Source organism: Holdemania sp. (assembly GCF_986127675.1).
The window spans coordinates 1-25948 of record NZ_CFQZWI010000009.1; the positions used below are offsets into that span (position 1 = coordinate 1).

The following is a 25948-nucleotide window of genomic DNA, read 5'->3' on the forward strand; positions in this document are numbered from 1 at the left end:
CGCCGCTTTGCGACATACACTTTCTATGCGGGAGCGCGATTCCTTAAATTTGATGAACTTGGCGTCAGACTCTAGGAAAACACAGGCGAATATGATAAAATAACGACTGAAAAAGAAGCAATCACAGAATCAATTTCTGATGAAAAAGGAGAGATAACTATGTACAAGCGCATCCTGCTCAAACTCAGCGGAGAAGCTCTGTCCGGACAGGGAACCAATTTCGATCCCGAAATTCTGAAATCGCTGGCCAGCCAGATCAAGGAAATTCAGGATCTGGGTGTTGAAATTGCGATCGTCGTCGGCGGGGGCAACTTCATCCGCGGCAAAATGGCGGAAAAAATGGGGATTGAGCGTGTTCAGGCCGACTACATGGGCATGTTGGCAACAGTGATCAACGCGCTGGCGATTCAGAGTTCGCTGGAACAGATCGAAGTGCCGACGCGTGTGCAGACCGCGATTGAGATGAACAAGGTCGCCGAACCGTTTATTGCCCGCCGGGCGATCCGGCATCTGGAAAAGGGCCGCGTCGTGATTTTCGGCGCCGGCACTGGCAGTCCGTTCTTCTCGACCGATACGACTGCGGCGCTGCGGGCTTCCGAGATTAAAGCGGACGTTATTCTGATGGCGAAAAACGGCGTTGACGGCGTGTATTCCGCGGATCCGAAGCTGGATCCCAATGCGGTTAAATATGATCGCCTGACGTATATGGATCTGATTCAGAAGGGACTGGCGGTCATGGACACGACTGCGACCTCCATGTGCATGGACAACCACATCGACCTGATCGTCTTCAATATGAATCAGGAAGGCAACATCAAGCGCGCCGTCATGGGCGAAAGCATCGGCACAATCGTAGAATAAACAGGGAGGAATCATACGATGATGAAAGAAATACTGGATAACAGCCGTTCTAAAATGCAGAAAGCGATCGACACGTTCAGCGAACATCTGGAAACCATCCGCACCGGCCGCGCCAACGCCGGCATGCTTGCGGGGGTGGAAGCCGATTACTACGGCTGTCCGACGCCGATCAATCAGATCAGCTCGATCACCGTGGTTGAAGGCCGCCAGCTGGTCGTCAAGCCGTACGACTCGAGCTCGTTAAAAGCGATCGAACATGCGATCAACAAGTCGGATCTGGGATTAAATCCGCAGAACGATGGTTCTGTCATCCGCATTAACGTTCCAGCTCTGACGGAAGAAACCCGCAAGGAATTATGCAAGAAGGTTTCCAAGCTGTCGGAAGAAGCGAAGATCGCGGTCCGCAACCTGCGCCGGGATGCGAATGAAATCGCGAAGAAAGACGACACGCTGACGGAAGACGCAGAAAAAGAATGTCTTGAAAAGATTCAGAAGCTGACGGATGAAATGATTAAGAAAGTTGATTCCATCGCGGCTGAAAAAGAAAAAGAAATCATGACAGTGTAACGGCAAAGCTCACCTTGTAGTGAGCTTCTTTGATAAGGAGCAACGGTATGGAAGAAAAAATTAGACATGTAGCGATTATTATGGACGGCAACGGACGCTGGGCGAAAAAGCAGGGCAAGGTCCGCACGGCCGGTCATTACCAGGGCGTGGAAAATGTGCGCAACATCGCGATCGCTGCCAACGATCTGGGAGTGGAAGTGCTGACGGTGTTCGCCTTTTCGACGGAGAACTGGAAGCGCCCGGAGGAAGAAGTCAGCTATCTGATGAAGCTGCCGTCGGTCTTCTTTAAACGGTTCCTTAAGGAACTGATGGAAAAGAACATCCGGATCACGATGATCGGTGAAATGGATCAGATCCCGAAGGAGACCGCCAGGGTGCTCCAGGCGGCGATCGACGATACGAAGGCCAATACCGGCATGATCCTGAACTTCGCGATGAATTACGGCGGCCGGCGGGAAATTGTGTTAGCCGCCCAGGCGTATGCCCGCGACGTGCGCGACGGCAAGGCCAGCGATACGATCAGCGATGAGCAGTTCGGCCAGTATTTAATGGGCGCGCAGTTTCCGCCGCTGGATCTGTTGATCCGCACCAGTGGGGAATACCGGATTTCTAATTTCCTGCTTTGGGAAATTGCGTATGCCGAAATGATCTTTGTCGATGAAGCCTGGCCGGAATTCACGCCGGAGCTGCTCAAGCAATGTCTGGATCAGTTCAGGCAGCGTGACCGGCGGTTTGGAGGCGTCAAGTGAAACAGCGCATCCTGACGGCGGCGCTGATCATCGCGGTCGTTTTGCCGCCGTTAATTCTGGGCGGGGCGCTGATCGACCTGTTGATGTTGTTCTGTCTGGTCACGGGGGCGTATGAAATCACGCATTGTCTGAAGACACCGCGGAAAAATGGATTGATGATCGCAATGATCGCGGTCATGATCGGTTTGGCGTTAGTCGGCCCGGAGTGGCTGGGTGCCGGTCTGGCGCTGACGCTGGTGCTGCTGTTTGCGGCGTCCATTGCGGATCCGCAGCTGAATCTGAACGATATCACGCTGGTTTTCGCGATGCTGACGGTGTTCGTCATGGCTGTGCGCTCGATCATTTCGATTTATGACCGGAACTCGTGGCTGATGATGTATGTGATTCTGGCAACCTATCTGACCGATACCGGCGCTTACTTCTGCGGTTATTTCTTCGGCAAGCATAAGCTGATCGAACGGATTTCCCCAAAGAAGACGGTTGAAGGCGCGATCGGCGGCTGGCTGTGCGGGACGGCAGGAGCGTTTATCTTCGCCTGGGCGATGCTGCCGGAGCTGCCGTTGGGCTTGGCCCTGTTTGGAGCGGCGACGATGGCGGTTGTCGGACAGCTGGGCGATCTGGCGTTCAGCCTGATCAAGCGGCATGTCGGAATCAAGGACTTCGGTTCGTTCCTTCCCGGACACGGGGGGATTTTGGACCGGATCGACAGCTTACTGTTTAACTTATTGTATTTTACGCTGATTTTAGCGATGGTGGTGTAATATGAAACGTTGTTGTGTATTGGGCGTGACCGGCTCGATCGGTGTGCAGACGGTTGACGTTTGCACAGCGCATCCTGAAGCCTTTCAAATCACGTCGATCAGCGCGGGCCGCAACATCCCGCAGCTGAAAAAACTGATCGCGCAGCTGCCGCAGTTAAAGGCGGTCTGCGTGCAGGAGGAAGCGGATTGTCAGCGCCTGGCTCAGGAATATCCTGATCTGGAATGGGTCTGGGGAGAAACCGGGCTGCTGCGCTTAAGCGAACGCGACGATTACGACGTGCTGGTCAACGCGCTGGTCGGTTTTGTCGGCCTGAAGCCGACGCTGCAGGCGATTGAAGCCGGGCACGATATCGCGTTGGCGAATAAGGAAACGCTGGTCGTGGCCGGAGCCTTTGTCAACGCTGCCTGCCGTAAGCATCACGTGACGCTGCTGCCGATCGACAGCGAGCATTCCGCGATTTTCCAATGTCTGCAGGGCAGCCGCAGGGAACAGCTGAGCCGGCTGATCATCACGGCCTCCGGCGGCAGCTTCCGCGATAAGACGCGCGAAGAACTGCGGGGGGTGACGGTCGCTCAGGCGCTGGCGCATCCGAACTGGTCGATGGGCGCTAAAATTACGATCGACAGCGCGACGATGATGAATAAGGGGTTTGAGGTCATTGAAGCGCACTGGCTGTTCGACGTCGATTTTGATCATATCGACGTGCTGATTCATAAAGAAAGCGTGATCCATTCGCTGGTCGAATACCAGGATCACGCTGTGATCGCCCAGCTGGGCACGGCTGACATGCGGCTGCCGATTCAGTATGCCCTGAGCTACCCTGAACGGCTGGAGCTGTTCAACAGTCAGCCGCTGGATCTGGCCGCGGTCGGAACCCTGCATTTTGCCCCTGCCGATTTTGCCCGCTATCCGCTTTTGGGGTTAGCATATGAAGCAGGAAGAAAACAAGGAACGATGCCGGCGGTAATGAATGCCGCCAATGAGGAAGCCAACGCTGCATTCCGTGAGGGGAAAATTTCATTTTTAGACATTGAGGAGCTGGTGATCGACGCCTGCCGCACACTCGCTTTCACGGAAACACCATCCCTGGATGCGATTTTTGAGGCGGACCGCCAGGCCCGTGAATTTGTGAAATCACATCTGAAAGGAGCCTAAGCAATGGCAATTTTGTATTTTATCATCCTGCTTTCCGTCATTATCATCGTGCATGAATGCGGTCATCTGATCGCTGCGAAGTGTTTCCATGTTTATTGCGGAGAGTTTTCAATCGGTATGGGACCGAAGCTGTGGGCCTGGAAGGGCAAGGAAACGACTTTCACGCTGCGCGCGCTGCCAATCGGCGGTTACGTCGCGATGGCAGGCGAGGAAGGCAGCGAGTTTGAAGGCGTGCCGCACGAGCGGACGATCAAGGGCGTGTCGCATTGGAAGCAGATTGTCATCATGCTTGCGGGTGTGATCATGAACTTCGTGCTGGCCTGGCTGATCTTCGCTTCGATCATCCTGATCAACGGCAGCTACAACATCGCGCCCAAAGCGGTGGTCGGCGGCGTGGTCGAAGGATCGCCGGCGGAAGCCGCGGGCTTTGTCGAGGGCGATGTGATCACCAAGGTCGTGTTCGCTGACGGAACCGTCGTCAAGCCGTCCAACTTTTATGAGATCCTGACGTATTCGATGGACAATACCGAGCCGGTGACCTACACGCTGAAGCGCGGCGATGAAACGCTTGAAAAAACGGTGACGCCGGTGTATAACGAACAAGAACAATCGTGGCTGGTCGGAATCAAAATTCCGCCGGCGACGCAGGTCAAGACCACGCTGCTCAACAGCGGTTATTACGGCGCTCAGTATATGGGGCAGACCGTGAAAGAACTGGTCACCGCTCTGACCCGCTTAGTCAAGGGGATCGGCTTTGAAGACCTGTCCGGGCCGGTCGGAATTTATCAGGTGACTGAGCAGCAGGCCAGTCTGGGATTACAGAACTACATTCTGCTGATCGCGCTGTTGTCGCTGAACGTCGGCGTCTTCAATTTGCTGCCGCTGCCGATCTTAGACGGCGGACGGATTCTGCTGGTGATCGTTGAGATGATTATCGGCAAGCCGCTGAATCAAAAGCTGGAAGCCGGAATCACGGCGGTCGGCGTCGCGCTGGTGCTGCTTTTGATGGTCTACGTCACATGGCAGGATCTGATGCGGTTGTTTATCTGATAGCTTCATTTCCTCAAAGGCGAGGAAGGCATAGAAATAAACAGGAGGAACGAACATGAGTATTTTAGTCACAGGCGGCACCGGCTTCATCGGCAGCCACACAACGGTGGAACTGATCAACGCCGGCTACGACGTTGTCATCATCGACAACCTGGTCAATTCCTGCAAAGGCGTGATCGATCGGATTGAGAAGATCACAGGCAAGCGTCCGCGCTTTTATGAAAACGATCTGTTGGACAAAGCCGCGGTCGAAAAGGTATTTGAAGAAAATGAAATCGAAGCGGTCATTCATTTCGCCGGATTAAAAGCGGTGGGCGAATCGGTGACGATTCCGCTGACGTATTATCATAACAATCTGACCGGTACGCTGATTCTGTGCGAGGTCATGAAGGCGCATAACTGCAAGAAGATCGTATTCTCGTCCAGCGCTACGGTCTACGGCGATCCGCATAAGGTGCCGATCACAGAGGACTTCCCGCTGTCGACGACCAATCCGTACGGGTCGACGAAGCTGATGATCGAACGGATCTTAAGCGACGTGTTCGTTTCCGATACGGAATGGAGCATCATGCTGCTGCGCTACTTCAATCCGATCGGCGCGCATAAGAGCGGGCTGCTGGGAGAAACGCCAAACGGCATTCCGAACAATTTAGTGCCGTACATCGCCCAGGTCGCGACTGGCAAGCGTGAATTCCTGCGGGTCTGGGGCAATGATTACAATACGGTCGACGGAACCGGCGTGCGCGATTACATCCATGTCGTCGATCTGGCGCTGGGCCACATCAAAGCCGTGGAATACGTGCTGAAAAACAAGGGCGTGGAAGCGGTCAACCTGGGAACCGGCCACGGCTATTCCGTGCTGCAGGTCAAGGACGCCTTCGTCAAAGCGAGCGGCAAAGAAATTCCGTTCAAGATCATGCCGCGCCGGCCGGGGGATATCGCAACCTGTTACGCCGATACGACCAAGGCGAAGAAACTGCTGGGCTGGAGCGCCCAGTATGGCATTGATGAAATGTGTCAGGATTCCTGGTATTTCCAGCAGCAGAATCCGGACGGTATCACCGAATAACAAGACAGGAGCGAGGAAGCGGTCAAAACGACCGCTTTTTTTTGATAATTGGCGGTGAAGACGATCGGTAGGTCTGAAGGGAGGTCAGAAAAAATTCGGGAGGAATAAGGGGGAGCAGCGCCTGAGGATTGCCGGTTCATCAGAAAGTTTAAGAAATTGAACTTTTCGTTGATGGATAACATCATGTGAAAATGTTATCATGAAGACGGAGGGAAGGAAAATGAAAAAATTGATCATTAGTATTCTGTCTTTATTGATGGCCGTGTCGCTCACAGCGTGTTCGTCAGCCAAGGAAGAAACCTTTGAAGGCTCAGCGCAGGGATACGGCGGAACCGTGACTGCCAAGGTTACGTTCAAAGCCGACAAGATTATCGCGGTTGAAGTCAAGGCGCCGGATGAAACCGAAGGCGTCGGATCCCGGGCAGCCGAAGAACTGCCGGAGAAAATTGTTGCGGCCAACAGCGCGGACGTGGACGTTGTCGCCGGCGCGACGATGACATCCAAAGCGATCCAGTCTGCCGTGCGCCAGGCGGTAAACAAGAAAAACGGACAAACGGAAACGGCGGTTCATTTGAATGCCGGCACCTATTCCGCAGTTGTCACAGGTCACAATGGTGAAATGACAATTGAAACGACCGTTGATGAAACGTCGATCAAGGAAGTCAGGGTGATCGAGCACACAGAAACGTTTGGCATTGGCTATGGATCCGTGATGACGCCGGTTGAAGTCTTGTCGGAGCGGATCGTAAAACATCAGACAGTCAGCGTTGATAACGTCTCGGCGGCGACCGTGACGTCTTCCGCAATTAAGGCCGGCGTCCGGGACTGTCTCACTCAGGCCGGGGCTGAGGAAACGGCGTTCAGCGAACCGGCACCGATTGCGAATCCGACGGAAAGCGAATATACCGTAGATATCGCGGTCGTCGGCGGGGGAGCTGCGGGACTTACGGCAGCCAATACGGCGCTGGATGAAGGAAAATCGGTGCTCCTGGTTGAAAAAACGGGAATCACTGGAGGATCCACCGTGCAAAGCGGCGGCAATATTTTCGCTGCCGAGACAGCGGCGCAGAAGGCAAACGGCGTGGAAGACAGCGCTGAGGAGCTTTATCAGTTTTTAATGAGCTATGATGAGGACCATCTGTTGAATGAAAAGATGATTCATGACTATGCCTATGGTATCGGCAAGGACTTGGATTATCTGGCCGATAACGGCGTTGCCGTTACCTATGTGACCACCGCCCAGCCGACGCTGACGCCGAACCGCCTGCATTTGACAAGCCCGAAGAATGAAATTGCTTCCGGGATTGGCGGCGGGATTACCGTGCCGCTGACAAAGTCAATGCTGGAAAAGGGCGGAACTTTACTGCTGGAGACTCGCGCAGAAACACTTCTGACGAATGAACAGGGAGAAGTCATCGGCGTTCAGGCGGTGAATCAGGCGGGCGAAACCGTAACGGTGAAAGCCAAAGCGGTGATTCTGACAACTGGCGGCTATGGCTCAAACCCAGAGATGACAGCGCGGTTCGCGGCGTTTAATCCAATTTTCAACTCTGCCGCCAGCAGCACCGGCGATGGTCTGACGATGGCCGGCAAGGTCGGCGCACAGATCTTTGAGTCCGACGGCATGCAGCTGCAGTATGTCGACTTCAATACTGGTGAAACCGGCAGTACCGCCTCCGGACTGGTGGTCGATATGAAGGGAAACCGGCTGGCGAACGAACACAGTTATCAATCTGTTTCCGCAGAAGCCTTTAAGCGTGAAAACAATGCGGTGAATTACTATATCACAGCGACGCGGGACGGCGTCTGCGCGGAAAGCTATCCTACTGTCCAGTATGGCGTCACGCTGGAAAACGCGGTCAAAGCATCCAGCCTCGATGAGCTGGCAGCCTTGATCAAAGCCGATCCGGAAACGCTGAAAGCCACTGTCGCGCGCTATAACGAGTTATGCGAAAAAGGAACGGATGATGATTTTGGCAAGCCTTCCGACTATCTGATTCCAGTCGAAGGTGATACCTACTATGCCTTTGCCCGCTATCCGGTTGCGGCGGCGACCTTCGGAGGGTTGGTTATTGACGAAACCGGGCATGTCCTGAATCAGGAGAATCAGGCGATCTCCGGTCTGTACGCGGCAGGAGAAGTCGCGCTGACCGGCGTGTTTGCCAACGTGTATCCAAGCTGCGGTTTGGCGATCGGCAATTCAATTCACATGGCCCGCAACGCGGCAGCGGCCGCCTGCGGAGAATAACAGAAAACGGCGCTTTGCTTTCGCGCCGTTTTCTTGTTACAATGAAATCATGAATATTAATGAGCTGAAATATTTTATTAAGGTCGCGGATCAAGGAAGCTTATCCAGAGCGGCCAATGAATTGTATATCTCCTATCAAGGTCTGTCGAAGTCGATCAAGAACCTGGAAACGGAGCTGGATTGTCCCTTGTTTGAAAAGCTGGGGAGTGGTTACAAACTGACGGAATATGGCGACGAACTGTATCCTGCCGCAAAGCGGATCGTCAGCGAATGGGAGACGCTCCAGCTTTCCTTAAACCAGATCCAGCGCCGCCGCCATCAGTTTTATCACATCGGTGTGGCGATGGGCGTCGACACGCCGTTCGTCAATTTTCGCAGCCAGCTCGATCAGTTTCTGAGAAAGCATGGCAACGTCGTCATGATCGACGCCTGGGATTCCTATTGTGAGGAAAAGATTGAAAGCGGAGAACTGGATATCGCAATCACGTTCGGGCCGGTGGATGACGTGCGTTTCGACTGCACGGTGCTGCATCAGGGAACACTGGCGGCCCTGGTGCATCCGGAAAACGTTCTCTCAAATAGAAAAAGCCTGCGGATTCAGGATTTAGCGGATCAAAAGATCATCACCGTAAACCGTTACTTCCGAAATTATGATATTTTGATGCAGGCCTGTCAAAGCTGCGGCTTTAAGCCGAGAATTGTGTTGAATACCGTAAATTTAACCGCGACGCTGTTCGGTTATCAGGACAGGAAGGCGATCGGGATTTCCAACAATCTGTGTTATCCGACGGAGTCCATTGGAGAATACAAGGTGATTCCCGTGCTGGATCAGAAGACGACCTGTCAGATCAATCTTTTAATTCATCCCAGGCAGCGCAAAAATAAGGCGATTCAACAGCTGAAGCAAGAGCTGCTGCAATGCTTTTTCATCAATACCGACGTTAAGTGTTGATACCATCATTCTGGAAAAGGGCAGGGAATTGAAATGAGCTGGCCCGGCGCAATAGGGATAAGCGGAAAAAATGGTCAGATCAAGCTTGCGGTAAAGGTTGACGAGTTCAGAATTTCTCAGAACATTTTGAACTGAAAAACGGAGGTTATCGGCATTTTTTCCATAGAAGGCGGTCTTTTTGACCGTTTTCATTTTATGAAGAAACAGATTTGCAAGCTTTTTTAAATCCAAAGAGGAAAGAAACAAGGGGAGAGAAAAACAAGGGGAGAGAAAAACAAGGCGGTGTCGAGATGAATAATTTACCATAGTAAACCTTGTTGCCAAATGAGGACTATGGTACAATGATACCAGTGGCAAAGGAGGAGTTTTATGCCCCGATACGATCAGTTGTTTCAGGAAATTGTCCACACGATCAAAGAAGATTACGCCGGCTTTGCGATGTGCCGGGATCACCACGATCCACGTCCTTACGTCCATACCATCGGGACGGCGTTTATGAAAAAAGAATTGGATGCGGATTTGTTTTTCCGTCAGGTCAATCAATATCTTGCGGAAACCGGCGACCGCAACCTGCGTTTTTTGCGGCATCCCGGCCCGGATTACCAACCCTTTACCAACGGCTTTTTCACCCGACGCAAAGGCGAGGTACTAATGGTCAGCGAGGTGCATCAGGAAGATCAGCTGCAGCCAAAGGACGAGATTATCGCGATCAACGGCCAGCCGCTGTGTTTTTATACGGAAACATTGAAAAAGCGGGTGTTCTATTCTGATCAGAATGACCGTCAGATCTGGACGGGGTTTTTGAAAATGGCCGATCAGATTACGGTGCGCCGGAACGGACAGACCTGGGTTATGCCGCTGCGTCGTTTTGCCAGGACAGAAGTGCTGAAAACAAATACGATAGTCGTTGAAGAGGGGAGTGCGGTGCTTAAAATCGAGCGGATCGACGAAACCCTGGAACGACTGGTGGAAGAAAACAGAGAGCTGCTGACGAAGGCGGATTCGATCATTCTGGATCTCAGGCGCTGTGAGGAAGGGTGGGAATCGTCGATGTTCTGCCTGCTGCCGTATATTTTGGATCAACCGGTACCGGTGTGCGAGGTCATGGAAGGGCAGGGACTTCTGACCCATTATACCGGGAAAAATTGCCATCGCCGGATTGATCAGCTGAAGACGATGATGACGGACCCGGATCTGGCTCCCATCGCATCCGAAATGATCGAAGAACTGGAAGCGAAAGCGGATCTGGGCTGGGTTCTGGAAACAGAAGCTGATTGGGGCGCAGAGGAAGACGCGCTGATTCAGCCGGTTAAGCCGGAGCGCAGAACGGTGCTGATCACCGATCTGTTTACCGCCGGGGTCGCGGAAGAGCTGGCCGATCTGGCCTCCCGTTCATCACGCTGCACTCTCGTCGGAAGACAAAGCAGCGGCCGTTATCAAACCTGCAATCTGATCTCCGTCGTATTTGACGATTTGTTTCAGCTGGATTATCCGATCAGCCGCCGCCAAGCGTGGACAAGAGATCAGCCGGCGGGCGTGCCTTGCGATATTGAAATCGAATGGACGCCGCGGGAATGTGATGAAGATCTTCTGATGATCAAAGCCAAAGCGGCTGCCAAGGATACGGACAATTAAAAAAATTTTAAAACAGGAGAAAATTCAACAGGAGAAAATTGAACAGGAGAAGATAAATCAGGAGAAAATACAAAAGCCAGCGGCTGCGGCGGGATTCCCGTTTCACAGCTTCCGGCTTTTTTCTGTATAAAAAGACGCCGGAACCGTTCACGTTGTTCCGTCGTCCAGATTTTATTCCTCGCTGATGAACTGACCTGCCAGCCGGCCATGCGTCACCGCCATGCCAATCGAGTTGCCTGCGCATGGCGTGGAGTAGCCTAAGCCGTAGCGTCCGCCCAGGCAGTTGCCCGCGGCATACAGCCCTTTGATCTTCTTGCCGCTCATGTCCAGCACGTTCTGGCGTTTGTCGGTGACCAGACCGGACATCGTGACCATCATCGGCGTCGGCTTGTCGTTCTTCTCGCTCTTGACCGCGTAGAACGGGGCTTCGTCGACTGGAATCATGCAGGAGGCGTCTTTGCCGTAATCGGTGTCCTTGCCCGCGTAACAAAGCTGGTTATAGGCTTCGATCGAGGCCAGGAAGGTTTCTTTCGCCGCCCCGGCATAGCCCAAGTAGTCCGCCAGCTCCTCCAGCGTGTCCGCCTTGATGACGGTTGATTCCATACGTTCAGCGACGGTGCAGCCGCGGATGGTGCCGCCTTCCGGTCCGCTGACCAACGCATCCATATCGTTGATCAGATCAATGTAATACTGCGGCCGGCCGGCGTTCGGTCCGCCGTGCTCCAGCCCCGAAGCACAGACCGATTTCAGCCATTTCTTATCGGTAACTAAGCACAAGGTGCCCTCCGGCTGACGGGCGCAGGCGGTTTGCGCCGCGGAGAGGTTGCCTTCATTGGTAAAGCGCTCGCCCTCGCTGTTGAGCCACAGCATCGCGTTGCAGCCCCAAGGACCGCTCGGACCGCCGCCTAAAAGCATGCTTCCGCGCGGCGCCGGTTCGATCATGCCGCCGGCCCAGCAGCCCATCTTGACCGCTTCACCCTTGCGTCCGCCCATGAAGGAGAAGAAGTCCGGCTGTTCGCCGCCGGCCCGCTCAAAGCGTTCCATGTATTCGTTCAATAAGGCCCAGCACATATCCGCGTTGCCGGCATAATCGCCGCCGCACAGGATCGCGCCTTTGGTCGTATTGAATTTAATATAGCTGCCGTCGCTCGCTTTGCCCGCGACGCCGATGATGTCTTTCGCCTCGTTTTGAAGCAGGACGATGGCTTCCGTACCGTAGTACCACTCAGCCCCCAGCTGCTTTGCCTTGTCGATGCAGGCCTGGTTGATCAGCGGCAGCACCGAGTTTGCCGCGACGCCCTGGATCGGCTGGTCGTTGTACTGCCCCATAAACTGCGCTGTGGCCGCCCAGGTTTTGGTGCCCGGGGTCATCGGGTAATCGTAGCGCAGGCAGTCGTACATGTCGTTGCCGGCCTGAATTTTCTCATAATCCATGTTCGCCTGCATGATCAGCCAGCCCTCTGGCGTATTGTCATACGTGTAGGCCTTGGGATCAACGCCCATTTCCTTGGCGACTTCCAGCATGTGATCGAGGGTTGGGCCGGAATTGTGGACGTAAGACTTGACGATCGCCGGGAAGCAGCGGCCGCCGGAACGGGTGACGAATTCGTTGACGACTTCGCCCAGATCATAGGTGCCGAAGCCGATCTCCTGCTGGAGCTTGGAGTTGAACGCGCCGATATCTTCGCCATACCAGGTAAACAGGTCTTCCTCCATCCGCTCTAAGACTGCGACTTTCAATCCCGCTTCCGCAGCAGCTAAGGCCGCCTGTACGCCGGCGTGACCGCCGCCGACAACGACGACGTCGACATTGACTTCCTTAGCATAATCGCTGATGACCGGAGCTTCGCCGAGCCAGTCGCCCGGGCCTGAATAACCGGTGATCCGACCGGTTGGCGTGGACGGTGTGGCCGAGGCGTCCGGGGATGCGGTAGGGGTCGTGGATTCCGTGCTGCAGCCGGCTAACAGACCTGCGGCGGCGACGCCAAACGCACTGGCAGCGGCGCCTTTAATGAAATCACGACGGGAAATTCCTTTTTTGTAACTCATAAGTTCTCCTTCCTCATAATAATTTAATCAGATAAAATATTTACCATAGTAAAATAATTTATCTGTGAATATCTTATCACAATAGTTTATTGGAGTAAATTAGTATTCAAAAGTTTGTCCTGGAAGTTTCGACAAAGTTTGACTTTCTGAAGTGATTGCATGATAATTGATTCGGTGATGATATTATGACGATGAATAAAAATGCCGACAGGTCGCTGATTCTCGATTCCATGCCGGTAAAGCAGGCTTTAATCCGCCTGGCGGTTCCTTCCATCCTGGCCTCGATGGTCACAACAATCTATAATATCGCGGATACGTTTTTCATCGGTCAGCTGCACAACACGGCGATGATTGCGGCGACAACGGTCGCGATGCCGATCATGATGCTGACGCACGCGTTCGGCGAGTCGATCGGCGTCAGCGCCGGCAGCTATATTTCGCGGCAGCTGGGGGCGGGCCATCGGGATCAGGTCAGCCGGATTGTTCAGACGACGATGACGCTGGTCGTTTTGATCTCCATCGTGCTGCCCATTTTGTTTATTACTTTCCTAGGTCCGTTGTTGGGAATGTTCGGAGCGGAAGGCGACGTCACGATGTATGCGGCGCAGTATGTGACGATTTTACTGGTCTTTGCGTTTTCGCAGATCATCAAGCTGACGATCGTCCATCTGTTAAGAGCGGAGGGCGACGTGAATTTTCCCATGGCCGCGATCTTTGCCGGGGTGGTGGCGAATCTGATCCTTGATCCGATTTTTATGTTTGACTGGGGTTTGAATTTAGGGATCGCCGGCGCGGCGTGGGCAACGGCTGCGGCCCAGTGTCTGTCGTTGGTCATGTTGTTGGGGAGGTTGTTGTTTAAAGCTGAGGCTGTGCGCTGGAATCCGCGGGTATGGATGCTGGATAAAGCGGCGGTGCAGGAGATTCTGAGCCTGGGGGTGGCGGTGTTTGCCCGCCAGGCGCTGCCGAGCGTCACTTACAGCTGTCTGGCAATGCAGGCCAGCGTGTATGGAACCGATTTTCTGGCAGGGATCGGCATCGCGAAGAAATGTCTGAATTTAGTCATGTTCGCGATCATCGGCTTCGCGCAGGGGTTCCAGCCGTTTGCAGCGTATAATTACGGTGCCGGCAACCGGCCGCGGCTGAAGCAGGCGCTGAAAAGCGCCTTGACATGGGTAACGGTATACGGCTGTTTTGCGGCGGTCTTCTATCTTACGCTGGCGCCGCAGATCGTGCAGATCTTCTCCCGCGAGGCGGCGGTTATCGAAATGGGCCGGATGATGCTTTATGGCTATGCGGTCTCGATGCCGGTCGTTGGAGCTTATAATATCGCGGCGGTGCTGCTGCAGGCGCTGGGAGAGAAGCGTTCGGCGTTCTTTTTGTCGATCGCCCGCCAGGGTTTGTTTTATATTCCGATCATCTGGGTTCTGCCGACGCTGCTGGGCAAGCTGGGCATCTTCATGGCGCAGCCCTGCGCCGATTATCTGACGATCCTGACGGTGATCTTCTTGTGCCGGCATTTATTTGTCGATTTGATGAAAGGTTAATATTGGTAAGGAAAAACAGGTTTTAACGCGCCCCGGTTTATGGTAGAATACCATTAGACTGGGGTAATGTTACTTATGAGAAAAATGAAGAATAAAACGACGATGCTGCTGGCCGGCGGCCTGGCTGTCGTCTTGATTCTCTTTGCCGCAGCGGCAATTTACTTCGGAATGATCGTGAAAGATCGTTCCGGATCGCAGCTGCCTGAAGAAACGGAAAAGCCGGTGATGGTCGAACAAGGCGGTCAGGAAAAACCGCAGGAAACGCAGGGACTGGACGCCGTCGAGGTCGATCTGGTCAACGCGACGGTCTATCGCTTTGATGAACTGGACTTCCAGTTTGCGATCGCGAAGGTCCGGGTGAAGGCGGAAGAACCGATTAATATTTCGCTTGAGCATTTCGCAACGTCCGAAGGCGTCAAGCTGAATGACATCGACAGCTATCTCGATCAGCTGGATAAGAATGGTTTATATATCGGCAAGCAGAATGTCTGGTTTGAATTGGTGTCCAGGGAAAACAGCTACGTTGCCAATATCTTTGTGCCGATTAAGGATAAAACGGCGCAGTCGGCGGCGATTAACGTGGATTTCGGCGATAACGCGCCGATCCAGCTAAATCTGAAGGAAGCGACGGGGACCCGCGAGATGCTGGGTTACGTCGCGGAAGACGTGATCACTGATGGCAAGACATATCAGATGCAGGTCGGCGTCGCTTTCCAGATCGCCAGCGAGGAAATGTATCGGACCTTCGACGATGGCAGTGTGGAGACCGCGGGTCTGCCGTCAACGGCTGAAGTCTATGTGTTCCGCCTGGACGCGGTCAGCCTTTGGGGCGACGAACTGGTCGTTGAAGACGCGGTTTATCAGGTCGAGGGCAGCGGGAATACATTCCAGGCGCTTTCCTCGAATTTCCATTCAGAAAAATATGATAACATCCTGGGTAAAACGATCAAGGAAAAAGACAGCGGCGTTTTATTCTTCATTACGTATAATCCGGAGAAGGAACCGATCACTTATCAAGGCAAGCTGAAGCTGAAGATCAGGGGACAGGAAAACTGGATTGAAATTACCGTCAGTTTATAACAAAGGGGGAAGACGATGAAACAAATCTGGAAAATGGCTTTGGCTTTGGCAATGGCCGTCACGTTGGTTCAGGGTTATCCCTCGGCTAATGGAAAAATGGATGTGAAAGCAGATGAAACTTATCCGATGGGCTGCGGTAATTTCGAGGTCGCTTATGTTACGGATAACGGCGGTTTCAGCACGATTGGCTGCTATAATGACTTTACGCAGGCTAAAAATGAAATGTACGCGCACGGCAACGATGCCGTCGTTCGTCATAATTCCAGCAAATCACCGACAAAGATTATTGCGATGACCTCAGGCGTAGCGGCCAGCTATTCTTACCGGCGCGGGTATGCCGACGGCAGTTCGCGGCGGGCCTACGCCACGATGGATATTACGCAGTATCTGTCGACGACAACCAATGAAAAGACGACATACGTTACCAGCCACCGTGAAATGATCTATAAAGGAACTTATTCTTACAATACGGGCAATGGTTCCGGCCGGATCGCCGTGAATCTGACTGGCTTTGACGGGTATACCAATCTGGATCAGGTCGATCTGATTCCGACGAAATTTCTGACCAACAACATGCGGATTTTGTTAGGCGGCAACAACGACGGCAGTCCGTGGGAATCGCCGTTCTGGGTGCGGCCGCGGCAAAGCTATTATGAGGTCGTACAAAACGGGAATTATAAAGAACTGATCTATCACTGCTGGTCGTATTGGGCCAAGTCGGATACGCCGCAGGATTATTCACAGACAATCGGACCGGCTGAAAGCTGGATGAACGTCGGCGCAGTTTATTACACGAATGATATGCATGCTTTGTATACGGACCGGTATTTCCAGAATCCGGTGATGGTTGAAGGCAGTCCGGCGAAGTATTATAACTACTACGAATTTCTGCCGCTGCGCAGCCGTACGAAATTCAACGGTGATCAGCTCAACGGCTTCCTGAACAGCCGCGGTTATAACGAAGTGGCTTATGATTATGATCATCTCCAGAGCAATCAATCCAAGATGGTGAATTCCGGCTGGTTCTTTGTCAACGCGCAGGAAACCTACGGTGTGAACGCGCTTTTGGCCTTCTGTATGGGGCTTTTGGAATCCGGCTGGGGCCGTTCTTCCATTGCGATCAATAAAAACAATCTGTTCGGCTGGAATGCTGTGGATTCCAATCCAAGCGGCAGCGCTGATAAATATGACAATATCGAATCTGCGGTCACGCAGCACATGGCGGTGAATCTGCGCGGGTATCTGGATATTAACGACGCCCGATTCTTCGGTTCTCATCTGGGCAACAAGGGCAGCGGGTTTAACGTCAAATACGCGTCTGACCCATATTGGGGATTAAAAATTTCGGCACTGGCTTATCAGGTCGATAAATATGTTTCCGGCAACGACGGTTCGCTGACGGATTACGGCACCTATTCGTTAGGCGTTATCAACCAATATGACGCCGCGGTTAAGCGTTATGCCGACGCCAATTCACAGACGCTGTATACAACGCGCTATGGCGCAACCTATCAGAATGACTTCACCGTGATTCTGCAGTCGGAAAGCAATGGCTGGACGGGTTTCCCGACAACCAACGGCGTCCGCTCGGATGGAGCGTTAGTGCCGCATAAGGGCAATGGTTACGAAGCTTATAACTGGCAGAACAGCGTCGGTTATCTGCAAAGTTCAAAGATTTCCAAGCTGTCCGCCGGAATCTTTGACAACAGTCAGATCGGTAAAGTGCCGACTGGGGACGCGGTGCAAAAAGTAGCTGCGATGGCGTGGAAGGACAATCTGATCGCCTTGAACGGACAGGCCTACCGTCCGGGAATTTATGTTACAGATTCCAATAAAGTGACGCAGAAGCTGGTCGTTTATAACCAGTATTATGATACGAAAGAATTTGAATTGACAAGTACTGTCGCTGAGAAGGAACAGGTCAGCTTTAAAACGGAGGCACTGGACTTCACGACCCTGGCGGAAGGCAGTTACTTCTTTGAAATCCAAACGGAATACAGCGAGCTGAGCGATTACAACAACAGCTTCTATATCGGCGCGTTGGAGACGTTGCCGGAGACAAAGAAAGTGGGCAATAAGACTTTCAGCTTCAGCGTAAAGGACAATGTCCTGTTCATGTCAGTCATGTTGAGCGGCAGTGAAGAGGGCGGCGAGTCCGGCGATCATCTCAAGAGCACTGTACGCCAGGCACTGTCCAAATTTGAATATGCGGATGAGCATACACTGCTTATCGAAGGGACAGCGTTTATCAATGGTTATGATTTCAAGGAGGATTCCGAGGTTTCGCATCAATTACTTCTGACGAATCTGGAAACCGGTGAAGTTACAACGATTGAAGCGGTCACGTTGCTGGCGCCAAATCCGATCAACCTGTACGACGGATTTACTTACAGCAAGATTAATTTCAGCGCTTCCGTCGATCTGGCGGCGCTGACGCCGGGCAGCTATTCGGTTAAAATTCAGATCCGCAACGGCGAAGTGAAGATGTACGCGAATCTGACCAGCTTTGATTCCAATTTCCTGCCGGAAATGAAGACGTTGGGGGATTACCGCGTCCAGATTGTCCAAAATCAGCTGTATAACTACCGGTATGAGATCAACATTGAAAAATCAGATCTGGATTATTCGCTGATTAACAAACCGACAAAGCGCAATTCGGCGTTTGATTACACGAAGCTTTCGCTGGAAGGCGGCCGTCTGAATCTCAACGGTATGGCCTGGATTTACAACGCACAGTTCAAAGCAGAATCACAAGCTTCTCATGCCTTGATCGCCGTCGATGAAAATGGCGTGTCTTATCCGCTGGAAGCGCAAAATCAGGCTTGCTCGGTTGACTATGCGGAGATGCTGGGATCGAAATTCAGTATGAAGAATGCCTGCTTTACCAGCGCTGCGGATTTAAGTCAGCTGCCGGAAGGAGATTACCGGCTGTATTTGGATATCAGTGCGGAAGGATATCGGGATATTTATGAAATGACGGACATTTACTCACGAGCGATTGAAACGGTTACTGTAGACGATCGCAGTTATGCTCTGTTTATTTCTCCGGTTCGCTATCGGATGGTGCTGAGCATCACGCAGAATGGACCGAACACTGACGGCGGTGACGATAAAGGCGATACACCGCCAGCGAATGCCGTACAGGCGTCAGAGCTGCCGGTTGAAGATCAGCCGGTTGAAGCTCCGAGGCCAAGTTCGCTGGTTGTTCCAACCCCGAGCGCTATACCGGACGGGGAAAACAACGAAGACGAAACACCTGCTGAATAAATAAAAAAATGCAGAAACAGAGTAAAATCTGATTCTGCATTTTCATTTTATGAAGTCGGATGATAGCGATATCGCACGTCTTTCCAGGTTGATTATTGTCTTAGGGAAAAAATGACCGTCTGTTTATTCCCGTTTTTTGATTTTCTGGTAATGGTAACGGTTGGACAACAAGGCGACAGCGCCAAAGGCTGCTGTGCCGATACCCGCTAAGGTATAACCCAGAATCAGCTGGCTTGCACCGCCGAAAAGAAAAACTACGCTGGCAATACCGCCGATCATCGTTCCGATTTTATCCGCAGCCGGGGAGGGGGTGCGCAGCGCCTTTGATTTCTCGATCAGGGATTGGGTTATTACGGATGTTTTAGCCGTCGCTTTTTGTGTTCGCTCCATGGCGGTCTGAGTCAGATCGGTCGGCGAGGGGATGGAATTTCTGACTGTGTTCGGTGATTTTTCTTGATTCATAAATACCTCCTGATTTTTTGTTTTTTAAATGGACGATCGTGGTTTAGATGGAAGCGGAGAAGAGTGATTTCAAAGTATAAAACCGACCGTCGGTCTTTAATCCTGCTAAGAAACAGGCTGCCATTTTACAGCCTGTTTATAAGCTACTTGGATCGAATTTCACAGGGAAGTCAGATTATTGGACATAGGCTTGGATCAAATCAGCGATAAGCGAATCATCAATTAAATCTAAGCCTAGCTGAATCATCACCGATTGCAGATAGCGCAGCCGGATTTCAGTTTCTTCGCTGTTTCGATGAAATAAAACGGGATTGACCCAATAGTTCAGCAGCATTAAGAAGACTTCTGCACAAAGCTCAGGCTGCTGGACGTGCAGCGAACCATCATCGTTGCCTTCCCGGATGAGTCCGGCAACGATCGGCGCATCTTGTTGAACGCAGGTCTGAATTCCATTGACGACAAAATGCGGATCGAGCTGGGATGCTAAAGCCTGATCCAGCGCATGTGTTTCGGCATCCGCCGCCAGCTGTCCCAGGATCTTCTTCAGTTTTTCTTTGGCGTTTTTACCCGGCGTATCACGGATCAGTTCCTGAAACCGCTTGTTCACGTATTGAATTCGCCGCTGCATCACCGCGTTCAGGATCTGTTCTTTGGATTTGAAATGATGATAAAGTCCGCCCTTGGATAATCCGGTCGCGTCAAGAATGTCTTGAACGCTGGTTTGTTCATAGCCCTTTTCAACAAAAAGTCTGGCCGCGGTAACGATGATTTTTTCTAACGTTTGTTCCGGATGTTTATTTCTTGCCATAGCTTCTCCTTATAAACCGACGGTTGGTCTGTATATATCTTATCTGGGATTGTTAACCGCGTCAAGTTAAAGTCGTCGAAAATGAAAATTGTGACTTTAATTTAATTTTATCTTTTTAAACATAAAAGAACTGTCCTGGACTTGTTTCTGAATTGGGAACTCGTCAAGACAGTTCTATTAATTAATGATGCGGATCAATCATGGTCAGCTGAACCCGGTGACGTTCTGCGTCGATCCCGTAAACCCAGACCTTGAGGATGTCGCCAATGGATACGACTTCGCTGGGGTGGGAGATCCGGCCCTGTACCATCTTGGAAACATGGACCAGACCATCCTCATGCAGACCGATATCAACGAAAGCGCCGAAATCAACGACGTTGCGGACGACGCCTTCCAACTCATCGCCCGGATGCAGATCTTCCAGCGTGAGGACGTCATGCCGCAGCATCGGTCCGTCGAATTGTTCACGGTAATCGCGCAGCGGCTGGGAGATCGCTTCAATCATGTCTTGAAGCGTATACACGTCCGTGTCAAGCTGTTCGGCGGTTTTTTCCAGATTTAACTGGCTCAGTTTCTCGCGGCATTCATCGCTGCCGAACTGGCTGATGCCTAACAGTTGGCACAAGCGGTGAGCGGCCTGGTAGCTTTCCGGATGGATCGGCGTTTGATCCAGCGGTTCCTCTCCATCGTGAATCCGCAGAAAGCCCGCCGCCTGCTGGAAAGACTTCGCGCCCAGCTTCGGCACTTCCAATAACTGCCGCCGGTTTTCAAAGCGGCCGTGTTCGTTGCGGTAGGCGACGATCGCGTTGGCGGAGGCTTTTGTCAGACCTGAAACATGACATAAAAGCTCGCTGGAAGCCGTATTGACGTCGACGCCGACGCGGTTGACGCTTTTTAAAATCGCGAAATCAAGCCGCTCATTTAAAGCCTTTGCGGGCAGATCATGCTGATACTGACCTACACCGATACTTTTCGGATCAATTTTAATCAGTTCAGACAACGGGTCCAGAATTCGTCTTGCGATCGAAACGGCGGAGCGCTGCTCGACGTGCAGATCCGGAAATTCCTTCCGCGCTAATTCGCTGGCGGAATATACCGAAGCGCCAGCCTCGGAAACCAGTGTGTAATCGACGTTCAGGTTTTCTTTTTGAATGATCTCGGCAATGAAGCTTTCAGTTTCACGGCTGGCTGTACCGTTGCCGATCGCGATGACTTCGATTGGATATTCTTTCAGAATCGACAGAAGTTTAGCTTTGGCTTCAGCTTTTTTGTTTACCGGCGGATGTGGATAGAAAACGTCGATTTTCAGCATCTTACCCGTGGAATCAATGACAGCCAGCTTGCAGCCGGTCCTAAACGCCGGATCGACGCCGAGGATCATTTTGCCTTCCAGCGGCGGCTGCAGAAGCAGACGTTCAACGTTCATTGAGAAAATCTCAATCGACTGCGCCTGCGCTTTTTCGCTCAATTCCCCGCGGACTTCACGTTCAACGCTAGGGAATGCGAGCCGCTTTAAACCATCCTGCGCCGCTTCCTCAATCAGACTCTGACAGACGGTTGTGCGGTCATGCGTCACACCGCGGATCGCGTAATTGATCAGAAACGTCTGGTTGTAGTCCAGGGTTACCGTGATGACTTTTTCTTTCTCAGCCCGGTCGATTGCCATAACCCGATGATTTGCCAGCGTGCTGATCTTTTCTTTGTAATCGTAATACATCTTATAAACTTTGTTTTCGTCTTCGTGCTTTTTCTTTTCCTTACAGAGAATAAAGCCGTATTTTTCAATTTGTTCCTTGATCTTCCAGCGCAGCTTTGCCTGGTCGCTGATGCGCTCAGCCAGGATATCCTTCGCTCCCTGCAGCGCTTCTTCCACTGTCGGGACCTGATCGTTCAGATATTTTTCCGCCTGAAGAGTTGGATCGCCCGAACGCGGGCAGGAAGCAATCCAATCTGCCAGCGGCGTCAGCCCTTTGGCCGCGGCATCCGTCGCGCGAGTCTTGCGCTTTTGTTGATATGGCCGGTAAATATCGTCAACCTGCGAAAGCTTGGTGCAGGCTAAAACCTGCTGACGCAGTTCCTCCGTCAGCTTGCCTTGCGTTTCAATAATCCGCAGTACGTCTTCTTTCCGTTTTTCCAGATTGCTTAAATACTGGACCTGCTGCTGAATGAACAAAATTTGTTCTTCATCCAATCCTTTTGTCATTTCTTTGCGGTAACGCGCGATGAAAGGAACTGTGTTGCCTTCTTCCAAAAGCTTTAATGTATTTCGCACCTGGGCTGGCTCAATGTTGAGCGAAGCCGCCACCGGCTGAATCAGCTGTTCAGTTTCCATATTCATTCCTCCTCGTGATGATTTTTATCATAACACGAAAATCTTTTCATAGCTTCAAAAATTTGTAAGAATTCAGACCAGTAACTTCCAAAGAAAGTCTACAAACGCCGTTTTTTAGGGATTGGAAATATGATATACTTGTTAAAGTACAGGAGGGCAATATGAATATAGATTTTTCGAATAAAAAGACGATTGCGCTGCTCAGTGCCGTCGGTGTATTAGCTATCGCGACGATCGCAGCCGTAGTCGTTTTGTTGACGCTGCCTGGTAAAGCGATTCAGGTAGAAGATTTCTCAGGGAAGACCGTCGAAGAAATCAAAAAATGGGCGACTGAGAATAAGCTGGGTGACAGTCAGTTGGTAGTCGAGTACGAATACAGCGATACCATTGATAAGGACAAGCTGATTTCGCAGAGTATTGCCTCAGAACAGAAGCTGAACAAAGACAGCGTTCTGACGGTTGTCTTCTCGAAAGGTCCGGATCCGGATGTCGAAGTAACGCTGCCGGATTTTAAAGACATGACCGAAGAAGAAATTGAGAAATTCGTGGAAACGAATAAACTGTTGGATGTCACGTATGAATACGCTGTCGATGAAAAGATCGAGAAGGGAAAATTCATCAAGGTCAATGTGACCGATACCGTAATCAAGCGCAGTACGATGCTGGTGTTTACGATTTCCCAGGGAAAAGACGGAACGGGTGAACAGATCATCGTCCCGGATTTCAGCGATTATACCAAAGCGAAGATCACAAACTGGGCGAAAGCGAATAAAGTGACGATCAACTGGAAGGAAGAAGCCAGTGATAAGATTGCGAAAGACAAAGTGATTTCCCAGGATCCAAAGGCTGGGGAAACGATCAAGACCGGCGATAAGATCACGGTAACGATGTCGTTAGGGAAAACGGTAACGATGAAGTCGTTAGCGAAAATGAGCAAGGATGAAGCGAAGAAGTGGCTGAATGACAATGGTCTTGTCGGTGAGTTCAGCGAAGCGTACAGCGGCTCCATTGAATATGGCCATGTCATTTCCAACACGCCGGAAAAGGGCGACGTGAAACAGGGAAGCACGGTGAAAGTCAAGATTTCGCTGGGTAAGATCAAGCTGGAATCGTTTGTCGGCAAGAAGAAAGAAGATGCCGAAAGCTATAAAAAGAAGATCAATAACCTGGAAGGCAATCTTACCTTTACGTACAGCGAAGTAGAAAGCACAGAGCCTGTTGGAACAATCGTTTCTCAGGGGTATGACGGGGGAACTTATCTGGCTCCGGGAACAACGGTTAACTTCCAGATTTCCAAGGGAAAATCAATCACCGTTGAAAACAAAGCCGGTGTCAGTGAAGATGAATTCAAGAAATATATCAGCGGCTTGGGTTTAAGTCTGGGTACCCGTTCCACGGCGTATTCCGATAAGGCGGCCGGGACGATTCTTGAAAATGAAACCGGCAAGAAAGCCGCAGGATCTACGGTTTGGTACAAGGTATCGTTAGGTCAGTTCAGTCCGGTGGCCGGCGACTTTGAAAATAAATCGGTTGCGGAAGCCCGGAAGATTATTGAAAATGCCAATAATTCCGGGGCCGGCTGGAGTTTCTCAGAAGGTGCCAGCGAGTTTAACGACAGCGTTGCTTCCGGCAATACCTTCGGCTGTTCCATTTCGGGTAAAACGGTAACCTGTAAGGTTTCTAAAGGAAAAGGGATTACGGTTAAGAATTATGTTGGCGGTTCCGCGCCATGTTCCACAAACAGCTGTTCTGTCGACGGCGTAACGATTAAGCAGGTTTATCAGTCGGATTACAGCGATGTTCCTGCAGGACAGGTTGTCGATCAGTCGGTTGGCGCCGGTACTGTTGTTTCTTCGGGAACGGAAATTACATTGACTTTGTCGAAAGGACCGAAGCCGGTTACAACGGCGAAGGTTCCGGATGCTCCATTAACAGTCTATAATGGTACGAGCTATGAGGATTGCAAAGCAAAGATTCAAAATGCTTTCAACAATGCAGGATTTAAAAATCTGACTTTTGTGAAAGTAACGGGCGAAGTAGACAATAAAGATGGTATCAATGGCGTTGTAAAATCAATTTCCGTGGATTTAGGTGCAGAGATAGAAACATCGACGGAAATTATCATTGAGATTTATTCCGCCAGCTAAAATCGGTGAATGAGAGGAAACAGGATGATGCGCGACAAAACGCTCATCCTTTTTCTTATTCCGAAGCAAAGGAAAATTAAGCGATAATTTTTAACTTTCACGATTAATTTAATGATATAATGAGAACCAAGAGGTATTATATTTTGACCTTGTTGATAACTGAGGATTAAAAGCTGAATTTTAAGATCAGAAAAGGTTATTCGCATAAACGATGAGATTGAAATGAATAAATTGATTTACTGTGGGTGGAATGCTGAAATACAGGAAGTTTCAAGGAAAGGAAGTAAATACGATGTTTGATTTGGAAAAAGCAGATCAGTTTATACAAAAACAAATTCAGACACATCCGTTATTTGAATTTTACCGGATTGTCGACGTGAATACGTATGAGGTTCATGAATGGAGAAAGTCACAGTTGGTCGCGAACGGCGAACATTGTTTTCAGGTGTGGAGTCGTAATTGTGCCTGCCGCAACTGTGTATCCCGTTTGGCTGTAGATGAAAACCGGCCGATAATCAAAATGGAGACGACGCAGGATAACCGGATTTTTCTGATTGAATCAGTGCCGCTGACTGAACTGGGTGATCATTACGCGCTGGAATTGATCCGTGAAGTTACAGATAATCTGTTGTTCACCGATCCTGATCATAAAAACAACGTCATGTTGACAGACATTATTTACAAAATGAACGAACTCTCGACGCATGATTCCTATACGGGACTGTACAATAAGCGTTTTATGGAACATGAGCTGAACCGGGATATTTCAGAGTGGAAAGAAGAGAAGCCGCTGACGATCGCCTTGCTAGATATTGACCAGTTCAAGGCGGTCAACGATACGTACGGACATTTGATGGGCGACCGGGTTATTTTAGCTCTGTCGCAGGCATTGAAAACCTGTGCGGAGAGCCATGGCGGCTGGGCCTGCCGAGTTGGCGGCGACGAATTCCTGATTACGTTTAACGGTTTAAATCAAGAACAGGCAGCGCAGGTAATTCAGGCATTCCGTCAGGAAATGGCGCAGCTTCAATTCAGCGAAGCGGCGCGAGACTATCACATGTCGATCAGCGTAGGCATCGTAGAATACAAACCGGAAATTCAGGATTGGGAAACCTGGTTTACATTGGCTGATCAGGCAATGTATCAAAACAAGCAGAGCGCGGATCAGAATAATAAACTTGCCCATTCTTAGACTCTCCTTTACAATAAAA

20 protein-coding genes are annotated in these 25948 nt (G+C 51.2%); 15 read left to right on the top strand and 5 right to left on the bottom strand.

Features of this window, described 5'->3' with window-relative positions:
* The first annotated feature begins 159 nt into the window (after positions 1-159).
* The 10 genes from pyrH to AC5OW4_RS02940 all read left to right on the top strand — a co-directional run bounded on the left by pyrH (position 160) and on the right by AC5OW4_RS02940 (position 11048).
* Positions 160-861, top strand: a complete 702-nt coding sequence (gene pyrH / locus AC5OW4_RS02895) for a UMP kinase (RefSeq protein WP_006060154.1) — start codon at positions 160-162, stop codon at positions 859-861.
* An 18-nt stretch (positions 862-879) separates the two neighbouring features.
* Positions 880-1428, top strand: coding sequence for a ribosome recycling factor (gene frr / locus AC5OW4_RS02900; protein WP_072683522.1), 549 nt, complete (start codon positions 880-882; stop codon positions 1426-1428).
* Between the two features lie 47 nt (positions 1429-1475).
* The gene (gene uppS / locus AC5OW4_RS02905; protein ID WP_072683521.1) at positions 1476-2177 is read left to right on the top strand and encodes an undecaprenyl pyrophosphate synthase; all 702 of its coding nucleotides are present in this window, start codon (positions 1476-1478) and stop codon (positions 2175-2177) included.
* A complete protein-coding gene (locus AC5OW4_RS02910; RefSeq protein ID WP_072683520.1) occupies positions 2174-2938 on the top strand; it encodes a phosphatidate cytidylyltransferase in 765 nt (254 codons plus the stop codon). Before uppS ends, AC5OW4_RS02910 begins: the two co-directional genes overlap by 4 nt.
* A gap of 1 nt (position 2939) precedes the next feature.
* Positions 2940-4094, top strand: coding sequence for a 1-deoxy-D-xylulose-5-phosphate reductoisomerase (locus tag AC5OW4_RS02915; RefSeq protein WP_072683519.1), 1155 nt, complete (start codon positions 2940-2942; stop codon positions 4092-4094).
* Positions 4095-4097: 3 nt separating this feature from the next.
* On the top strand, positions 4098-5144 hold the full coding sequence (gene rseP / locus AC5OW4_RS02920) for an RIP metalloprotease RseP (RefSeq protein WP_072683518.1): 1047 nt from the start codon (positions 4098-4100) through the stop codon (positions 5142-5144).
* Between the two features lie 55 nt (positions 5145-5199).
* Complete coding sequence (gene galE, locus AC5OW4_RS02925; RefSeq protein WP_072683517.1) at positions 5200-6213, top strand: UDP-glucose 4-epimerase GalE; 1014 nt, start codon at positions 5200-5202, stop codon at positions 6211-6213.
* Between the two features lie 220 nt (positions 6214-6433).
* Complete coding sequence (locus AC5OW4_RS02930; RefSeq protein WP_159432751.1) at positions 6434-8461, top strand: FAD-dependent oxidoreductase; 2028 nt, start codon at positions 6434-6436, stop codon at positions 8459-8461.
* A gap of 49 nt (positions 8462-8510) precedes the next feature.
* A complete protein-coding gene (locus AC5OW4_RS02935; RefSeq protein ID WP_072683515.1) occupies positions 8511-9413 on the top strand; it encodes a LysR family transcriptional regulator in 903 nt (300 codons plus the stop codon).
* A 369-nt stretch (positions 9414-9782) separates the two neighbouring features.
* A complete protein-coding gene (locus AC5OW4_RS02940) occupies positions 9783-11048 on the top strand; it encodes a S41 family peptidase (protein ID WP_072683514.1) in 1266 nt (421 codons plus the stop codon).
* Here the strand turns inward: AC5OW4_RS02940 and AC5OW4_RS02945 are convergent.
* Together AC5OW4_RS02945 and AC5OW4_RS02950 are read right to left on the bottom strand one after the other, a co-directional pair.
* The gene (locus tag AC5OW4_RS02945; RefSeq protein ID WP_139248552.1) at positions 11045-11257 is read right to left on the bottom strand and encodes a hypothetical protein; all 213 of its coding nucleotides are present in this window, start codon (positions 11255-11257) and stop codon (positions 11045-11047) included. The two genes, AC5OW4_RS02940 and AC5OW4_RS02945, sit on opposite strands and share 4 nt — an antisense overlap.
* Positions 11220-13097 carry an FAD-binding protein gene (locus AC5OW4_RS02950; RefSeq protein WP_195547801.1) on the bottom strand — a complete coding sequence of 626 codons (1878 nt, stop codon included), beginning with the start codon at positions 13095-13097 and terminating at the stop codon, positions 11220-11222. Before AC5OW4_RS02950 ends, AC5OW4_RS02945 begins: the two co-directional genes overlap by 38 nt.
* Positions 13098-13282: 185 nt before the next feature.
* Between AC5OW4_RS02950 and AC5OW4_RS02955 the strand changes: the two genes are divergently transcribed.
* The 3 genes from AC5OW4_RS02955 (at position 13283) to AC5OW4_RS02965 (ending at position 18988) form a co-directional block, all read left to right on the top strand.
* Positions 13283-14641: an MATE family efflux transporter gene (locus tag AC5OW4_RS02955; RefSeq protein WP_006060175.1), complete on the top strand. Its 1359-nt coding sequence runs from the start codon at positions 13283-13285 to the stop codon at positions 14639-14641.
* Between the two features lie 75 nt (positions 14642-14716).
* Positions 14717-15721 (top strand): hypothetical protein, encoded by a 1005-nt coding sequence (locus AC5OW4_RS02960; RefSeq protein ID WP_295769358.1) that lies wholly within the window; start codon positions 14717-14719, stop codon positions 15719-15721.
* Between the two features lie 15 nt (positions 15722-15736).
* Complete coding sequence (locus AC5OW4_RS02965; protein WP_295769356.1) at positions 15737-18988, top strand: glucosaminidase domain-containing protein; 3252 nt, start codon at positions 15737-15739, stop codon at positions 18986-18988.
* A 123-nt stretch (positions 18989-19111) separates the two neighbouring features.
* Here AC5OW4_RS02965 and AC5OW4_RS02970 read toward each other — a convergent pair whose 3' ends face one another.
* The 3 genes from AC5OW4_RS02970 to AC5OW4_RS02980 all read right to left on the bottom strand — a co-directional run bounded on the left by AC5OW4_RS02970 (position 19112) and on the right by AC5OW4_RS02980 (position 22596).
* Entirely contained in the window at positions 19112-19450 is a 339-nt protein-coding gene (locus AC5OW4_RS02970; RefSeq protein WP_295769354.1) for a hypothetical protein, read from the bottom strand.
* Positions 19451-19625: 175 nt separating this feature from the next.
* A complete protein-coding gene (locus AC5OW4_RS02975; protein WP_195397428.1) occupies positions 19626-20258 on the bottom strand; it encodes a TetR/AcrR family transcriptional regulator in 633 nt (210 codons plus the stop codon).
* 181 nt (positions 20259-20439) lie between these two features.
* Positions 20440-22596, bottom strand: a complete 2157-nt coding sequence (locus AC5OW4_RS02980) for a Tex family protein (RefSeq protein WP_370544663.1) — start codon at positions 22594-22596, stop codon at positions 20440-20442.
* 155 nt (positions 22597-22751) lie between these two features.
* Here AC5OW4_RS02980 and AC5OW4_RS02985 point away from each other — a divergent pair, with 155 nt between their 5' ends.
* Complete coding sequence (locus tag AC5OW4_RS02985) at positions 22752-24737, top strand: PASTA domain-containing protein (RefSeq protein WP_295769350.1); 1986 nt, start codon at positions 22752-22754, stop codon at positions 24735-24737.
* 292 nt (positions 24738-25029) lie between these two features.
* The gene (locus AC5OW4_RS02990) at positions 25030-25929 is read left to right on the top strand and encodes a GGDEF domain-containing protein (RefSeq protein WP_072683505.1); all 900 of its coding nucleotides are present in this window, start codon (positions 25030-25032) and stop codon (positions 25927-25929) included.
* The last annotated feature ends 19 nt before the right edge of the window (positions 25930-25948 follow it).

Coding starts and splice junctions, on each gene's coding strand:
- AC5OW4_RS02950 (WP_195547801.1), bottom strand. CDS start 13,097: ATGAGTTACAAAAAAGGAATTTCCCGTCGTGATTTCATTAAAGGCGCC.
- AC5OW4_RS02970 (WP_295769354.1), bottom strand. CDS start 19,450: ATGAATCAAGAAAAATCACCGAACACAGTCAGAAATTCCATCCCCTCG.
- AC5OW4_RS02915 (WP_072683519.1), top strand. CDS start 2,940: ATGAAACGTTGTTGTGTATTGGGCGTGACCGGCTCGATCGGTGTGCAG.
- rseP (WP_072683518.1), top strand. CDS start 4,098: ATGGCAATTTTGTATTTTATCATCCTGCTTTCCGTCATTATCATCGTG.
- AC5OW4_RS02955 (WP_006060175.1), top strand. CDS start 13,283: ATGACGATGAATAAAAATGCCGACAGGTCGCTGATTCTCGATTCCATG.
- AC5OW4_RS02985 (WP_295769350.1), top strand. CDS start 22,752: ATGAATATAGATTTTTCGAATAAAAAGACGATTGCGCTGCTCAGTGCC.
- AC5OW4_RS02975 (WP_195397428.1), bottom strand. CDS start 20,258: ATGGCAAGAAATAAACATCCGGAACAAACGTTAGAAAAAATCATCGTT.
- AC5OW4_RS02965 (WP_295769356.1), top strand. CDS start 15,737: ATGAAACAAATCTGGAAAATGGCTTTGGCTTTGGCAATGGCCGTCACG.
- galE (WP_072683517.1), top strand. CDS start 5,200: ATGAGTATTTTAGTCACAGGCGGCACCGGCTTCATCGGCAGCCACACA.
- uppS (WP_072683521.1), top strand. CDS start 1,476: ATGGAAGAAAAAATTAGACATGTAGCGATTATTATGGACGGCAACGGA.
- AC5OW4_RS02940 (WP_072683514.1), top strand. CDS start 9,783: ATGCCCCGATACGATCAGTTGTTTCAGGAAATTGTCCACACGATCAAA.
- AC5OW4_RS02960 (WP_295769358.1), top strand. CDS start 14,717: ATGAGAAAAATGAAGAATAAAACGACGATGCTGCTGGCCGGCGGCCTG.
- pyrH (WP_006060154.1), top strand. CDS start 160: ATGTACAAGCGCATCCTGCTCAAACTCAGCGGAGAAGCTCTGTCCGGA.
- AC5OW4_RS02935 (WP_072683515.1), top strand. CDS start 8,511: ATGAATATTAATGAGCTGAAATATTTTATTAAGGTCGCGGATCAAGGA.
- AC5OW4_RS02930 (WP_159432751.1), top strand. CDS start 6,434: ATGAAAAAATTGATCATTAGTATTCTGTCTTTATTGATGGCCGTGTCG.
- frr (WP_072683522.1), top strand. CDS start 880: ATGATGAAAGAAATACTGGATAACAGCCGTTCTAAAATGCAGAAAGCG.
- AC5OW4_RS02945 (WP_139248552.1), bottom strand. CDS start 11,257: ATGGCCGGCTGGCAGGTCAGTTCATCAGCGAGGAATAAAATCTGGACG.
- AC5OW4_RS02980 (WP_370544663.1), bottom strand. CDS start 22,596: ATGAATATGGAAACTGAACAGCTGATTCAGCCGGTGGCGGCTTCGCTC.
- AC5OW4_RS02990 (WP_072683505.1), top strand. CDS start 25,030: ATGTTTGATTTGGAAAAAGCAGATCAGTTTATACAAAAACAAATTCAG.